Annotated in this window: 16 protein-coding genes and 1 pseudogene; 6 read left to right on the top strand and 11 right to left on the bottom strand. The window is 39.6% G+C overall.

Features of this window, described 5'->3' with window-relative positions; all coding sequences use genetic code 11:
* Positions 1 to 462: 462 nt before the first annotated feature.
* The 9 genes and pseudogenes from SRA_RS02855 to SRA_RS02820 form a co-directional block, all read right to left on the bottom strand.
* Complete coding sequence (locus tag SRA_RS02855) at positions 463 to 1,668, bottom strand: chloride channel protein (RefSeq protein WP_003087456.1); 1,206 nt, start codon at positions 1,666 to 1,668, stop codon at positions 463 to 465.
* 36 nt (positions 1,669 to 1,704) lie between these two features.
* Positions 1,705 to 2,064, bottom strand: coding sequence for a potassium channel family protein (locus SRA_RS02850; RefSeq protein ID WP_003087454.1), 360 nt, complete (start codon positions 2,062 to 2,064; stop codon positions 1,705 to 1,707).
* 47 nt (positions 2,065 to 2,111) lie between these two features.
* Positions 2,112 to 2,630, bottom strand: a complete 519-nt coding sequence (locus SRA_RS02845; protein ID WP_003087452.1) for an HdeD family acid-resistance protein — start codon at positions 2,628 to 2,630, stop codon at positions 2,112 to 2,114.
* A 112-nt stretch (positions 2,631 to 2,742) separates the two neighbouring features.
* Positions 2,743 to 3,354 (bottom strand): TetR/AcrR family transcriptional regulator, encoded by a 612-nt coding sequence (locus SRA_RS02840; protein ID WP_003087449.1) that lies wholly within the window; start codon positions 3,352 to 3,354, stop codon positions 2,743 to 2,745.
* A gap of 271 nt (positions 3,355 to 3,625) precedes the next feature.
* Positions 3,626 to 4,615 carry a Gfo/Idh/MocA family protein gene (locus tag SRA_RS02835; RefSeq protein ID WP_003087447.1) on the bottom strand — a complete coding sequence of 330 codons (990 nt, stop codon included), beginning with the start codon at positions 4,613 to 4,615 and terminating at the stop codon, positions 3,626 to 3,628.
* Positions 4,616 to 4,908: 293 nt separating this feature from the next.
* Positions 4,909 to 5,178, bottom strand: coding sequence for a hypothetical protein (locus SRA_RS02830; protein ID WP_003087444.1), 270 nt, complete (start codon positions 5,176 to 5,178; stop codon positions 4,909 to 4,911).
* Positions 5,154 to 5,303 (bottom strand): annotated as a pseudogene (locus SRA_RS10340) (ISL3 family transposase); the annotation flags it as partial. The gene SRA_RS02830 and the pseudogene SRA_RS10340, both read right to left, overlap by 25 nt.
* Positions 5,304 to 5,429: 126 nt before the next feature.
* The gene (locus SRA_RS10515; protein ID WP_225310772.1) at positions 5,430 to 5,597 is read right to left on the bottom strand and encodes a DUF2798 domain-containing protein; all 168 of its coding nucleotides are present in this window, start codon (positions 5,595 to 5,597) and stop codon (positions 5,430 to 5,432) included.
* Between the two features lie 285 nt (positions 5,598 to 5,882).
* The gene (locus SRA_RS02820) at positions 5,883 to 6,845 is read right to left on the bottom strand and encodes an NmrA family NAD(P)-binding protein (RefSeq protein WP_003087440.1); all 963 of its coding nucleotides are present in this window, start codon (positions 6,843 to 6,845) and stop codon (positions 5,883 to 5,885) included.
* A 123-nt stretch (positions 6,846 to 6,968) separates the two neighbouring features.
* On the opposite strand from SRA_RS02820, the gene SRA_RS02815 reads away from it, so the two are divergent.
* Positions 6,969 to 7,877, top strand: coding sequence for a LysR family transcriptional regulator (locus tag SRA_RS02815; protein WP_003087437.1), 909 nt, complete (start codon positions 6,969 to 6,971; stop codon positions 7,875 to 7,877).
* 552 nt (positions 7,878 to 8,429) lie between these two features.
* Here SRA_RS02815 and SRA_RS02810 read toward each other — a convergent pair.
* Positions 8,430 to 9,083: an FMN-dependent NADH-azoreductase gene (locus tag SRA_RS02810; RefSeq protein ID WP_003087431.1), complete on the bottom strand. Its 654-nt coding sequence runs from the start codon at positions 9,081 to 9,083 to the stop codon at positions 8,430 to 8,432.
* An 84-nt stretch (positions 9,084 to 9,167) separates the two neighbouring features.
* Here SRA_RS02810 and SRA_RS02805 point away from each other — a divergent pair, with 84 nt between their 5' ends.
* Positions 9,168 to 10,136, top strand: coding sequence for a helix-turn-helix transcriptional regulator (locus SRA_RS02805; protein ID WP_003087429.1), 969 nt, complete (start codon positions 9,168 to 9,170; stop codon positions 10,134 to 10,136).
* Between the two features lie 613 nt (positions 10,137 to 10,749).
* Here SRA_RS02805 and SRA_RS02795 read toward each other — a convergent pair.
* Positions 10,750 to 11,796 (bottom strand): LLM class flavin-dependent oxidoreductase, encoded by a 1,047-nt coding sequence (locus SRA_RS02795; RefSeq protein ID WP_003087421.1) that lies wholly within the window; start codon positions 11,794 to 11,796, stop codon positions 10,750 to 10,752.
* Between the two features lie 156 nt (positions 11,797 to 11,952).
* Here SRA_RS02795 and SRA_RS10335 point away from each other — a divergent pair, with 156 nt between their 5' ends.
* The 4 genes from SRA_RS10335 to SRA_RS02780 all read left to right on the top strand — a co-directional run bounded on the left by SRA_RS10335 (position 11,953) and on the right by SRA_RS02780 (position 15,347).
* Entirely contained in the window at positions 11,953 to 12,090 is a 138-nt protein-coding gene (locus tag SRA_RS10335) for an SPJ_0845 family protein (protein WP_003087419.1), read from the top strand.
* Positions 12,091 to 12,095: 5 nt separating this feature from the next.
* A complete protein-coding gene (locus SRA_RS02790) occupies positions 12,096 to 12,998 on the top strand; it encodes a permease (protein WP_003087418.1) in 903 nt (300 codons plus the stop codon).
* A complete protein-coding gene (locus tag SRA_RS02785) occupies positions 12,998 to 13,813 on the top strand; it encodes a TIGR03943 family putative permease subunit (protein ID WP_003087415.1) in 816 nt (271 codons plus the stop codon). The genes SRA_RS02790 and SRA_RS02785 overlap by 1 nt, the downstream gene beginning before the upstream one ends.
* 169 nt (positions 13,814 to 13,982) lie before the next feature.
* Entirely contained in the window at positions 13,983 to 15,347 is a 1,365-nt protein-coding gene (locus SRA_RS02780; RefSeq protein WP_003087411.1) for a DHA2 family efflux MFS transporter permease subunit, read from the top strand.
* The last annotated feature ends 53 nt before the right edge of the window (positions 15,348 to 15,400 follow it).

Genomic DNA, 15,400 nt, shown 5'->3' with positions numbered 1-15,400 from the left:
TTTGAGTTGGAACCTTTTGTTTCAATTTTTTCTTGAGGTTAGATCTCCCTACCTAGGAAATGAAACTAAGGAAAAATTCTGATTGTGATTTTAACTGAGTATTAGCTTGCTAGTTTCCTTATCTTCTGCCAAAATAGAAAATAGCCGCTTACCTTTGCACACAATCGCTAGAAGATATCTTCAGCCCATGCAGTTGGACAAAGGATGCTGATTATCAGAAAACACCATTTGTATCCCTTTCGCAATCGTTGATAACCGTCTCACTACAGGTAAAAAACCACAATCGGCGTTTGCTGACTGTGGGTTTTACTCACTTTAAAATATCCTAATTTTTTAAATATAATTTTCTTTTCTAAAAGAAAGACTGCACAAGCAAACTTACGCAGTCTTTTAGTCTTAGCAAATCTTTTAGGTTTGTTATCATATCTACTGATGGTACAGAGCTCACCCTCCAATCTATCATCAGACTAAATGTTTCATATTGCTAGCTCCCCACTTTTTTAGCACACGAAATAAAATAATCAAAAGCAGGGTAATTGGCCAGAGTTTGATTGGGAAGAAGAGTGAGATAAAGACACCTGCTAGCCACTCTTTCTGCAGCAGAAGCATTGATAAGGAGAGACTGACCACTAAGACCACAAAAAGGCTATCATAGCTTGGCAGAAGCTGGGCAAGGGCAAAGCCCTGTAGGATACTAGCAAAGGCAACCGGGAAAATATCCCCTCCTGTCCAGCCAGTTCCAAGACAAACTTCCAAAAAGAGAAGCTTAAGCAATGACAAAGCTATCAAAGCGAAGGCTGGCATCTCCACACCCATATCAAGAACGAGGGGCATGGCATGCTGCCCCGAAAAAAGCAAAGACGGTGCAAAGACGGAGATGAAAAAGATAAAAGCCGCACCAAGTAGGATTCTTCCCAGTAAGGATATAGAAAACTTTCCAAACACTGCTTTCACTTTTTTCACTCCCCAATGATAGATATGCCCAAAGAGAAGACCATAGAGAAACAATGGCAAAATCAAGAGGAGCTCTTTTGCCTGCCAATGGCTGTCTCCCAGTTTGGTAATAAAGGAGGGCTGATCGGTCATCTGCATGAGAAGGATAAAGACAAGCAGGCCATTGACGATAAAGAACAGCCGCCCTTTCTTATCCATTCCCTGCTGGCTGACTGGATAGGTCAAAAGGTATTGACTAGGATGGAAAAGCCGTACTAGTTTGTCTTTGACAGACAAGTGGGCAAACTGGCTGGCCTGGGCTCTGACATAGCGCAATTTATCTGCCTGCCAAACAGAGTAGGCAATGACTGCCCCCAACAAAGGTGCCTCAGGCCCAACTCCTGCTCCCATAACAAGGATAAGCAGAGCCAAGAACAGACTGCGCCAAGTATGGCGGTAGGAGACCGTCTGATGTTCTTTCAATTCTTTCATCAGCTCGTGGCTTGTTCGGGGAAGATTGCCCCATTTGCGCTTAAAGATATAAATAAGACAGCTTCCAAGCAACAGTAAAAGAGCTTTATAGAGGATGGGAAAAGGCACGGAGTGCCCCCAGCTTTCCCAAAGCAGATGGCTACCAAATTTCTCAGCCATTAAAAAAAGAAAGGCTGCCAAAGCAATCAGACTGCTCAGAAAACAACCGTAAAGCAAGAAGAAAAGATCTTGTTTTTTTATCACTCTTATATTCCTTTCACATTCTTTTTACAGAAGCAATTAGTCTTTTTCATCATCTTTTTGGAGCAGGTTTTTGTTTACCTCCATATAGTAAGTCACCACAATCCCCGACAGACAGCCAAAAAAGAGAAGGCCATAAAGAGCCAGAATAATGCTGACAATTCTGCCAATGGCTGTTGTGACAACGATATCCCCATAGCCAAGAGTTGTGGAAGAGACAAAACAATACCAGATACTGTCGCTAAAATTTTTAATTGCCGGCTCTGTAAAAAGCAAAATCACAGCCGCTATAAAAAGGTAACATAGAAAGGACAAAATAAATTTTGTAAAATGAGTTACCTTAATAATATGCCACAAAATCTGATAAGGCTTCTTTTTCCTGTCTGATTTTTTAACCATGCCTCTTCCCCTCTTTACATGTTAAGATAATAGACTTTCTTTTTTAATCACCCTTTTTTAGACTTGAAGTAGAAAATGATACTCACGATACCTTGATAGATAAAGACAAAAGCTATGGTATAGGTCACAAAAATACCTGTCATAAGTGGACGACCCATCATGATAAGTCCTGCCAGAAGGCCTAAAATCCCTGTCCAGAGTAAAGTATTCCCAAGTTTTTTATCTTCATTCTTAACTTCAAAACTCATAATCATTTTGGAAACACCCGTAAATAGAGCCCAGAAGGCAAAGATAAATGGAATGAAGGTAACCTTTTCAATAAAGCTGCCCGAAAATAGCCAGACAGCCAAAAGAACCGTCATTATTCCATTAAACAAATCCCATCCTCTTTTCTTATCAGCTGTGATATATTTACTGATTTCAGAAATACCGCTTACCAAAAAAATAATGGCAAACAAGAAGGCAAAAGATAAAAGACTTAAGGCAGGATTTACCAAAAGGTAAAAACCAGTGATAATGGATAAGATTCCTGCAAAAATTGACAACCATGATAATTGTTTAGACATATGAATTCTCCTATTGTTCTTAAATATTATTTTATTTCGATGGATTTGAGGAATATACCTCAAACTGGGCTTCTAATCATGAATCCTAATCCTTTCTCATCACTCTTTATCATCACTCTTTATCATCTTCTAAGATACCGTAAATCATCAGTTCCAAAACCTTATTCAGGTCGGTTTCATATTTTTTCACAAAATACGATAAATCATTGCCTGTCTCAGCTAATAAATAATAGCTTCTAAAGAGCTGCTGAATAAAGGCCAGATAATCCATAGCCTGTGAGGGACTGATAGCTGCTTTTAATTTGGATTCAGCCAGTAATTTCTGGGAGACCTCTGTATTCAAGTCTTCAAAAACAGCCTTCTCTGCCTCAATAGCCTCTGCAATCTCTGGCGGCGCTGTCAGCCAAGCTTCAAAAAAGACATGGCTATGATGGGGAAATTCTCTGTAAAAACGATGCCGCCTCTCCATATAGTCTGATAGACTGGGAACGTCATCAGCTTTTCCACCAATGACAGCGACCGCTTTTTGAAAACTCTCTCTCACACAAGACAAATAAAGCTCTTCCTTACCTGAAAAATTATGATAAAGCACGCCCTTTGAAATGCCGTGTTTCTTACACAGTTCATTGATCCGAAAAGAGCGGTAACCCTTTTGAGCAAATTCGATCAAGGCCGCCTCTAGGATCCGCTCCTGAGTCAGCTGAGTTTTTAAGGCTTTTTTCATGACTTCCTCACCTTCTGCTTATAATTATAGACCGTTTGGTCTATAATGTCAACTGAACAGCTTTCCCTGCTTAACAATAACAGGCAGCACTGCTCCTTAAAGAATGCAGCCTAGTGAGTGAACATATAAGGACTATACTAAAAGCACAAAAAAACCGCTAATCTTCTGCTGATTAACGGATTTTTGGGCTATATAATCTTTTCAGTTTATTTTTACTACGAGATCCAAAAGTTTGGTAGATGAATGATGATAAACTTGGCTCAGCTGCTGCTTATACAGATTCTTCTTCTGGATAAAGCAGTCCCCAATCCTGACGAAGCTTAGTCATAATCGCCATAACATCTCTTGTGTAGTCTAGATGCATCCGATTTTCTTGATTCGCTACAGCAGCTTCCATATCTTGAACTTCATAGACCAGTGCTTGCGCTGTTTCTCCAGCCTCAATGACCTCTTGATGACCATCTGCTGTATAAGTAATCACTGCTTTTTGCCCACGGGGATAGTCGTAAATTTCAATATAGCCTTTGTCATAAGCAACTGTTCCTCGTTTGGGTTGTTTGGCATGGAGGCTTAGGGTTACTGTTGCCATCTCTCCTTGGTCGTTAGTTAAAAGAATACCAGCCTCTTCATCAACACCTGTTGGCGCTAGTTTGACTTGTGAGACAATCTGGTTTGGAGCTGAATGCATAAACCAGCGAACAAAGGATAAGGCATAGACACCAATATCTAACAAAGCACCTCCAGCCAAAGAACGGCTAAAGAAACGATTGGTCATGTCATAGTCCTTATAAGAACCAAAATTCATTTGAATCATTTTGAGATCACCAAGCTGACCGCTGTCGACGATTTCTGATAGCTTGCGATAAATGGGCATGTGGAAAATGGTCATAGCCTCGGCCAAGATGACCTGATTTTCTTCAGCTAATCGAACTGCTTCTTCTAACTCAGCACTATTAAGCGTAATAGATTTTTCACAAAGCACATGCTTACCTGCAGCTAAAGCCTTGCGAAGATAGTTAATATGAGTATTATGCGGCGTTGAGATATAAATGATATCCACTTCTGGATCTGAAAACACATCATCAATCTGCTCATAGACCTTTTCAATCCCATATTTGGCTGCAAAATCAAGCCCCTTAGAATATGTCCGGTTAGCGACTGAATACAGTTTACGTCCCTGACTGGCTAAAGCTTGCGCCAATTCATTAGCGATGACTCCTGTTCCCAAAGTCGCCCACCTGTAATTTCTTTTTTTGTCCATATGCAACCCTCCTTAAATCCATTTTACCATAAAAATCGCTAACATAATAAAATAGTTCCTTTTATTGAGATAACAACCGTTCAAACTTTTAGAGATACTATTATTCAATATGTTTAGGCATTCCTCATTTTTGACTAAAGTGAACATGTCAATACTTGCGCTATGGATGTATTTTTGGTTGGTAAATTTACGGATACCGTCCGCACCAATTTAGTTAAAGTCAATGATGAACTCAGAAAATCATGCTATACCAAAATGGAAGCCTAGTCAGTCTCTCTTGTCTATAGCATAACTCACTTCTCCTTTGTATAGAATACCTCTAAGATTGCGTTTACTTCTTCTTTGGCTATTTCAAAAATTTGTTCTTTATCTGCACCTAGCAGGTCGGTACCTTGAGCACGAGCAACATAGAACTTGTCAAAAGCCATGATGTTTTCAAACATTTCTCTCAGATAGTTGGTTGAAAATTCCAAAGGTGTGTAGCGATCTTGATTGGTATAGATTGAGCCGCTGGACTGCAAGTAAAGGACCTTATAATCATCTGTCCCTTGCAGGTAAGGCATTGAGGAGCAGTATAATCCAAGTGCCCATGGAGTTCTAAGTGAGTTCCTATATCATATTCATCAGTGATAATGATATTTTTGCCTTTAATTCCGAGAAAATTTGTGATAAGATTTACTTGTTCCATATGAGTCTTTCTAATGAGTTGTTTGATCGCTTTTCATTAGAAGTCATATGGGACTTTTTTCTACACTCAAAAAGGCTCCATAATTTCCACAGTGGATTTACCCACTACAGAAATTATAGAACCCATTTATTTAGATAATAAAGTAGATAATTTTGATGCCAGAGGGGTAAGACATACAGTTGTTACCATAGAGATTATGAAGGCTATTGGGATGCCGCTTAACCATGCTAGTAACAAAATTGGACGAATCCCAATGGCGAGAAAGGCAAATAAGAAGGACAGAAGTGTCGCCATTAACAAACAGACAGGAATACTAGAAATTAGAATATATTTGAATGTTCCTGACTTGCAAGTGAAATACTCAGAAGCTAAGTATGCACCAAAAGGAACTGCAGGTATAATGAGACCAACTACGAAGGATGCTACAAAAGCTTGAAAAATGGATATCAGTAATGGTATTAACACTAAGCTTCCTGTATTTTTGTACATCATTACAGAAGTAACGATAGCTCCATTAAAGAGTGATAACCAAAAATGCATGAGTAATCCAAAATATCATTTTGAAATCATGTCTATCTCCTAACGTTTTAATTGATAGATGTTGCTTAGCTTTTCTTTCCAAACATAACTATATGTATCCAATAAATCGGCAACTTCTAGAGGTTTTCGTCCCGTTAATAGCTCCACATCGTGTGATACAATCCCCATCTGATCATCTGCAATCCCTTTTTCGTTTGTCACCATATCCATGGTACAGAAAGGAACAGGAGATTGAGAGAAATCACCGTCAGTTGTTGTCGGGATATGTAGTGCTTCTAGGTAAGAACGAAATTCATCATCGTTCATGGGAACAAATTTAAAATCAATCCCAGATTTTTCCGAAATCATCTGGCAAATTTCACGTTGACTGATAGGAGTAAGACTGGTAATATCATAATCTTTATTAGGTTCACCCTTTCCTAGCAGTAATGCAGCTGCACACCGAGCACTATCATCCTTAGCAATGTAGGTCGCTTTTCCTTCACAAGCATTGGTTCCCCAGACATTATTGCTCAACATGGCTAAAATGACAGAAACAGTTAGGTAGTTTTCCATATAGAGATTATTACGCATAATATTAAATGGAATACCAGATTCTTTTAGATAAGCTTCAGTTGATCGATGGTCTTCTAGAACGTACTGATGGTATCCATCTCTGTTGGCTCCGAAAAATGAAGTATAGGTAATATGTTGAACTCCTGCTTCTTTGCAAGCATCAATCACATTTTTATGCTGCTGTACTCGCTTCGGTCCGTTGATAATACTAGATACAAAATAAATTCGTTCTCCACCAGTAAAGGCTTGAATCATGCCTTCTTTGTCATCATAATCGGCTTGACGAATTGTTACACCTCCATCTTCCCATAATTTTCGCTTTTGAGGATCAATGCGACTTGGATCAGGACAGGTAAAAATGAGTTGTTCTCCAGGAACTTCCTTAAACATATTTTGTGCAACGCGACAACCAAGTTGGCCGTCACAACCAGTTACAATATACCGCATAAATGTGTCTCCTATTTTTTTAATGATAAAAGTTAACTTTGTGATAAGTTTAACATGGATGAATGGGAATGTGAAATTGAAATATGTTATACTATATTCAAAAAATGAATAAGTGAGAACGTGATGGACACAAAACAACTTGAGGGATTTCTCAATTTAGCTGAAACGTTGAATTTTTCATTAACTGCACAACAACTATTTGTTTCTCAACCAACATTAAGCCATCAAATTAAGCAACTTGAAAAAGAGCTAGGATTTGAATTGTTCAAACGAACAAAGCGAGAGGTAGAGTTGACAAAAGCTGGTGAAAGCTTTTATGAAGAAAGTCGGTATTTATTAGAGCATTTATATAAGGGAGTTGAAAAAGCTCGTCATTATTCGGAAGTATATGATAACCGATTAGTGATAGCATATGAGAACAACTCTTTGGTTATGCTCCATTTATCAGATATTTTAGAACGGTTTCATCAAAAGTATCCCTCTATTCAAGTGGAATTAAATGTGACTGATCATGTTCGGAAGGACGTTCTATTCAAAGATGAGAAGGTAGATATCCTTTTTACTGTTAAGGACAAAGTTACTCAGCTCTCACAGGTTGCTTATCAAGAATTGTATCAAGGACAGTATATGTGTGTACTATCTCCAAAGCATGAACTTGCTCAAAAAGAGACCTTATCGTTTTCTGATTTGCAAAAACAACCGTTGATTTTATTGGAACCACTTCGTTGTCCAGAAGAGATGAAGCAGATGGAGCAATATATTATCACAGCATGCCCTAATTCTCCTATTACCTATGTTGATCATCAAATGACTGGTTGTATCATGGCAAGGGGAGGATTGGGGATTGCAATTATGCCTGATTTTATCTGTGTGCCAGATAAGCACATTGCTACATTGCCACTGGAGATAAAAGAAAAAGTATCGTACGGTATTGTATGGCGAACCAAAAATGTTTCCCAAATGGTAGAAGACTTCGTGTTGTTGGCAAAAGAAAGTTATGCTTTTTATTGTAATTATGGAACAGAATTCTGAAAAGTGAGGAAATCATGCCATTTGTATCAAAAAAGATAGACCAGCATATTGAAAACGAGGGTGACTCCCTCCGATTCTTCAAAAAAGGAACTGGTCAAGCTCAAATGATTTAAGGAGGGACAAAGTCGTATTCTCCGTTCTTTAAGGATTTTTATGTAGCCAAAGGTTGGACACATTGGCTGGTGGGACCAGATGTTATTTTGATCGTTCTTCTAGGATTTGGTTTTATGTCTTACAACTGGTTTCTCAAGCCTTAGGTTGACCTCTATTTTGAGAATGCCTATAATAAAGCACTAGCTCAGAAAAAATCCAGACCATTCAAACGTAAGTGGAGTTGGACACTACCTGTAACGCTCATTGCCACTCTGACTTTGATCCTACTGACTTCTTCTTGGACTTACCTGCCTTTTTCATTTCGATGCAGGCTAACTTGGTTTCTACCGAATACGCTTTTTTGACCATAACAAAACACTCCTGTTGAAATCTAGTAAACTAGAAACAGGAGTATTTTGTTTGTACCTCATTTTATGGGGCTAGTACCACTCTTCTGTGCTATTTTTCTTTTGTAAAAAAAACATCTAAGATACTATCGACCTCTTCTTGGGCAGTCGTAAAGATTTGTTCTTTATCTGCACCTAGTAGATCGGTACCTTGAGCACGAGCAACATAGAACTTATCAAAAGCCATGATGTTTTCAAACATTTCTCTCAGATAGTTGGTTGAAAATTCCAAAGGTGTGTAGCGATCTTGATTGGTATAGATTGAGCCACTAGACTGTAAGTAAAGAACCTTATAGTCATCTGTCATCAAGCCTACTGAACCTGACTCCGTATAGCGATAAACTTCACGTGCAATCATCACATTATCTAAATAATCTTTCAATCTGGCAGTGATATTGAAGTTATGAAGTGGTGATGAAATGATAATGCGGTGATGATCCTTGAACTGCTTCAACAGAGCTGTGGAACGCTCAAAAATCGCCTGTTCTTCTGCAGTTAAATCAATGCAAGCCGCATTTTTACGATAGATTTCATAGGTGGTTTCATTGATTTGTGGAATCGTTTCCTCATAGAGATTTAACACTGTCACTTCTGTCTCTGAGAAGCGTTGTTGCAGCTGTCTTACAGTGTAATCTTCCAGACGAGTCGAATTGTGCTGACGATTTTTGTAATCAGGGTGGGCATTGATCACTAATGTTTTGTACATTGTGGTTCCTCCATTTTTTTGATAAACTAAGTATAACATCAAAAGGTGCCAATTTATGACACCTTTTTAGAAAGAAGATGACGATTGTCAAAACAAGCTCGAATCAATCAAGAATTACTCTATCTAAAGGATAAAAAATATTTTCAACTCAGGGAACTGATGGAAGTCTTTCACATCTCAAAGCGAACTGCCCTGCGAGATATCCAAGAATTAGAAAAAATGGGACTGGCTCTCTATACAGAAAATGGACGAGGCGGTGGTTATCGGATACTTCCTCAGAGTCTCCTCGTTCCAATCCATATATCTCATAAGGAACTATCCGCTATTTTTTATGCCTTAAAAGCACTTGAAAAGGTCATCACAACTCCTTTTGACTATCACTATCCAACTATTATCAAGAAATTACAGTGCAATCTTACGCCTGAACAATCTCAAACTGTAGAGCAGACCCTATCCGTTATTGACTACTACAATGTTTCTGCCATAAACCCTCCCAGTTTCCTTCCTGATATCTTAACAGCTATTTTAGACGAGACTGTCCTGTCTATTCATTACACACAAAATCAGGACAAGTGGTTGACCGTTCAATTTTATGATCTTTTCTATAGAGAAGGTGTCTGGTTTAGTCATGGTTATCAATTAACAACAGATACTTGGGCTATTTTTCGTTGCGACTACATCCAATCACTCTCCATTAACGAGGATAGAAAAGGCATCTCGAGAGACAGCTTAAAACTATCTTTAGAAGAACATGAACGACATTTTCGCTCCGTCCCGTTTCGCTGCAGACTGACTCCTTTTGGTAAAGAACTATTCCACAAAAATCACTATGAAGGTATGTCGCTCACGGAAGAAAACCAGCAGACTTTTTTGAATGGCTACTATAACCCTAACGAACTACATTATCTCACTCATTACCTTATCGAATTTGGCAAACATATCTATGTCGAAAGTCCTAAAGAACTACAAGAGGCTTATCTGGCTGAGCTAGATAGCATCAAAAATCTTTATCCAGCATCTCCCCTCGATAAAATACCGGATGGTGCAGGATGATATCCCGGATACCAGCATCCTTTACTCTCCTAATCCCCTGTTCCAGCCTAGACAGCCCCTCTTTTGTCAAATCATGCTCCGAGGTATAAAATTCATAGACACTGGGTTGGTATTTCAGACGACTCTCCATTTGGTCGGGATCGGCACTCGATTTTAGTCCTAAACGCATACGATGATTGCCTCCTATATACTAACTTCCATTATAACATATCCTCTCTATTTTTTATCTTTGATAAAATGCTGATCTGTCCCTTACCGCACATAAGGCTGTCAAAGCTGATAAGGTCAGCTTCTTCCCACCAGTTCGGTCAAAACAAATATCATCTTTTAAACTGCAGCAATTCCACGGCTGATTATGCCGCGCTGCAAACCTACCTGAGGGTCTTGATGATTATCGGGCTGTATTTTTAAAACACGGTATAGACTGTATTTCTGATTATGGTAAAGTAAAAAGCCTAGGACAAAAGTCCGACCTCCACTATAAAAAGCGAACAAAATGAGTTTTTCTGACATTTAAACTTCTGTTTTGTTCGCTTTTTTATTAATTTTAGCCATTCAAAGGACTTGATAATAAAGACTTTCAAAAATCAAAATCTTTTTGTTCCAGCCTCTTTTACCTATTAGCAAAATGTTTTCTGACTATTGGGGCTGTCTGCTCTCCGTATAGTTTGATAGCTTTGAGCATCTCTTCATGCGGCATCGAACCAACTGGCAAGTGCAGCATGAAGCGGTCTAATTCCAAATCCTCAATAATTGTAATGATTTTTTGTGCCACATATTCCGGATCTCCGACAAACATGGCACCCTCAGGGCCAACAGCCTCTAAGTATTGCTCCTTGGTCATTTCCCGCCAGTGCGGACGTCCTTTGGCAATATTGTCAACCGTCTGTTTAGTTGGATAGAAATAATGGTCAACAGCAGACTGCCTATCTTCTTCAATCCAGCCCCATGAATGAGCAGCGACTTTTAATTGCTCCGGATGGTGGCCGTGCCTGCTGCCAATTTCCTTATAAATACGAACCAGCTGCCTAAAGGCTTTAGGATTGCCGCCGATAGTTGCATAAGCGATGGGAAGGCCTTGCTCGGCAATTCTTACTGTAGAATCAAGGTTACCTCCTGTAGCTATCCAAATGGGGAAATCTTCTTGAACAGCGCGCGGATAGACCGGACGGTTATCAACAGACTGAGTCAACTCGCCCTTCCACTTCAAATTGGTTTGATTTTTAATCATCAAAAGCATGTCCAGCTTCTCATTAAAAAGCTCATCGTAATCTTTTAAATCGTAGCCAAAAAGCGGAAACGATTCAATAAATGAACCGCGGCCTGCCATGATTTCTGCCCGACCGTTTGACAGCGCATCGATGGTCGCATACTGCTGGTAAACACGTACGGGATCAATCGAAGAAAGAATAGTTACAGCACTTGATAAGCGAATATGCTTGGTGTTAACGCTGCCAGCAGCCAGTACAATTTCAGGGGCAGAAACAGCAAAATCTTCGCGATGGTGCTCGCCAACAGCATAAATGTCCAAACCAACCTGATCCGCCAGCTCAATTTCCTCAATCAATTCACGGATACGCTGATCATGAGGTATTGCCTGACCTGTTTTTTCAAGAGGTGTTGTCTCACCAAAGGTTGAAATTCCTAGTTCGATTGTCATATCAATCACTCCTGTCTATCTTAATGATAGAAACATAATATCACTAATTAGTAATAATTACAATCTATTTGTTTTTCTGACAGGCGCAGTTTAAGCTGTCATATTTTTTTATTTGGTAGTATAATAATACTATTCACTTAGAAATGAGGTGCTTTTATGGCAATTACATTTAAGAAAAAAGATGAACTGGAAAAGATGATGGAAAATTTTGCTAAGCTTCCTGATCTGGAAAATGTGACATTCCCAGATTCCAAAGATAGCGATCAAAAAAACAAACAGAAGGATAAGAAATAAGTTTTATGGCTGTTTTTAACCATCTGCCTGCTAGTGTTCTGCAGTGTCTGGCTATCTTTCTCTCTATTATTATTGAGGCGCTGCCTTTTATTTTGCTGGGAGCTATTCTATCAGGCTTCATTGAGGTCTATCTGACACCTGATCTGGTTCAAAAATACCTTCCTAAACACAAGATTCCGCGGATTCTTTTTGGAACTTTTATAGGCTTTATCTTTCCTTCTTGCGAATGCGGAATTGTTCCCATTGTCAATCGTTTTTTGGAGAAAAAAGTTCCTAGCTACACTGCTATTCCTTTTTTGGCAACGGCACCTATTATTAATCCAATTGTCCTCTTTGCGACTTTTTCAGCTTTCGGCAATTCTTGGCGCTTTGTCTTTCTCAGGCTATTCGGTGCTATTATCGTTGCTGTATCTTTAGGTATTCTGCTTGGTTTTTTGATTGATGAAAATATTAGCAAAGAAAGTGCTAAACCTTGCCATTACCACGATTACTCTGATAAAAAAATCCACCAAAAAATCTTTTATGCCTTAGCCCATGCTGTTGATGAACTCTTTGATACAGGACGCTATCTAATCTTTGGCAGCTTGGTCGCTGCTGCCATGCAAATTTATGTCCCAACTCGGATTTTGACTACCATTGGCCACAGTCCCCTAACGGCTATCCTCGTCATGATGCTCTTGGCTTTTATCCTGTCACTATGCAGCGAAGCCGATGCTTTTATCGGGACATCGCTTCTGGCAACCTTTGGTGTCGCTCCTGTAGTGGCCTTCTTGCTTATTGGTCCGATGGTAGATATTAAAAATCTGATGATGATGAAAAATGTGTTTAAAGGCAGGTTCATTGTGCAGTTTGTCGGTACCTCAAGCCTGGTTATCATCATTTACTGCCTGATTGTGGGGGTGATTTAATGATTCGTTTTTTGATTCTTGCAGGCTATTTTGAATTGGGCATGTATTTGCAGCTCTCCGGAAAGCTGGACCGTTATATCAACACTCACTACTCCTACTTAGCATACATTTCTATGGTCCTGTCCTTTATTTTAGCAGTTGTACAGCTGACTATTTGGATGAAAAATTTAAAAATGCCCTCCCATCTGTCGGGAAAATGGGCCAAATTCTTCAGCCCCCTTATCCTAGCTGTACCGATTTTTGTCGGACTCTTAGTGCCAACGGTTTCTTTAGACTCAACGACCGTTTCGGCTAAGGGCTATCATTTCCCGGTAGCGGCTGGATCAGCTGGTTCAGGTGTCAGTCCAGACGGCACTCGCGTTCAGTACCTAAAACCAGATACCAGTCTGTATTTTACCAAATCAGCCTATCAAAAAGAAATGCGGACCACCTTAAACAAATATAGGGGCAGCGGAAAGCTGCAGATTACCACGCAGAATTACATGGAAGTGATGGAGATTATCTACCTCTTCCCAGATGAATTTAAAAACCGTCAAATTGAGTATATCGGTTTTGTCTACAATGATCCCATGGATAAAAACAGTCAGTTCCTCTTTCGTTTTGGTATCATCCACTGTATTGCTGATTCGGGTGTTTACGGGCTTCTGACAACAGGCGGACACAGCCACTATGATAATAATACCTGGGTGAAGGTTTGCGGAAAAATTTCCGTTGAATACAATCAAAATCTGAAACAAACCCTGCCAGTGCTGCACATTTCGCAGAGTTCAAGAGCAATGCAGCCTAAAAATCCTTATGTCTACCGTGTTTTTTAAACTCTGACGGCAGCTTCCCTAAAATATTTGGAAAAATCAGCTGCTTCACCAAGTTTTTCAGAGGGCAAGACAGGCTCAAATCATAAAGAACGGTTTGAGCCTGTTCTGCTCTCTTTGTTTTACCTCTTTTTTTGTGTTACAATGATAAAAAACGAGAATAGGAGATCCGATGACCATCAACCATCATACAGAAACTGTTTCACCTAAAACACAGCTGTCCATTGTTGCAACCGCCCTTCTGGGCTTTTCTGGTATCTTGTCTGAAACCAGCATGAACGTAACTTTTACCAAATTAATGTCTGTTTTTCATCTGCCCTTAAGCAGCCTTCAGTGGATTACGACTGTTTATCTGCTGGCTGTTGCTATTTCGATGACTCTCAGTGCCACTTTACAGCAAAATGTCAAAGAGCGGCATCAGTTTAATATAGCTGTTCTGCTTTTTCTTTTGGGAACATTGACCTGTATTGCTAGCAAAAATTTTACTGTCATGATTGCCGGCCGTGCCCTCCAAGGAGCCGGAACCGGAATTGCCATGCCTTTGATGTTTAATCTGATCATCGAGCGTGTCCCCATCAGTAAAATTGGAACTTATATGGGCATTGGCGGGCTTATCATGGGGCTGGCACCTGCTTTTGGACCGACTTACGGTGGTTTTATGATTGCCCATTTTTCTTGGCAGTGGATTTTTCTCTTAATACTTCCGGTTCCTGTTATCGCTTTTTTCATTAGTCATTTTGCCCTTGAAAATTCCGTTAAAAATCAAAAACGTCCCTTTGATCTCATCAGCTTTCTCCTGCTGGCCGTTACGCTAAGCTTCTTTTTGATCCTGATTTCTGGCTTAGAATCAGGTTCTGTCAATTGGCTTGCTCTGCTGATTTTCATACTGGCCTGCGTTTTGTTTGTTTTAAGAACTCTAAAATCAGAAACACCTTTTTTGGATATCCGCATTCTGAAACAGCTTCCCGTCATTTTAGGACTGATCCCCTTTTTCATTTATCAATTTTCAAATCTAGCTTCTAACTTTCTTATTCCCAATTTTTTAGTCCAAGTCGAGCATGTTTCGACCACTGCTGCTGGATTCGTGCTGCTTCCAGGAACTCTTCTGGGCGGACTTTTAGCCCCTCTTTTCGGGAAACTCTATGATATTAAAGGGCCAAAACTCTCTCTGTACACTGGCAATACTCTCTTTGCTGTCAGTCTGTTCATCTTTGCTTTGTGGGCTGACTCGCTGACCGTTATGCTGATGTCACTGATTTATATCATATTCACATTCGGCCGTAATATGTCTTTCAACAATACAATGGCAGTCGCCATTTCACAACTGCCGAAAAACAAAACAGCTGATGCTACTGCTATTTTTCAGATGATGCAGCAGTTTGCAGGAGCTCTGGGAACGGCACTGTCTTCTGTGGTTTTGCAGCTGGCACCAAATATGACTGCCGGTGTTAAAACTATATTTTGGGGCCTCTTTATCTTAGTCCTGTTTATCTTTATGTGCTTCAAAATGCTTTTTGCTTCCTTGAAGAAGAATTAACAAATCGAAAAACTCTCTGGCATCTGCTTGAAAGCAGATGCCAGAGAGTTTTT

Source organism: Streptococcus ratti FA-1 = DSM 20564 (assembly GCF_000286075.1).
Classification (GTDB): Bacteria; Bacillota; Bacilli; order Lactobacillales; family Streptococcaceae; genus Streptococcus; species Streptococcus ratti.
This window is presented reverse-complemented; position numbering and strand designations above follow the sequence as displayed.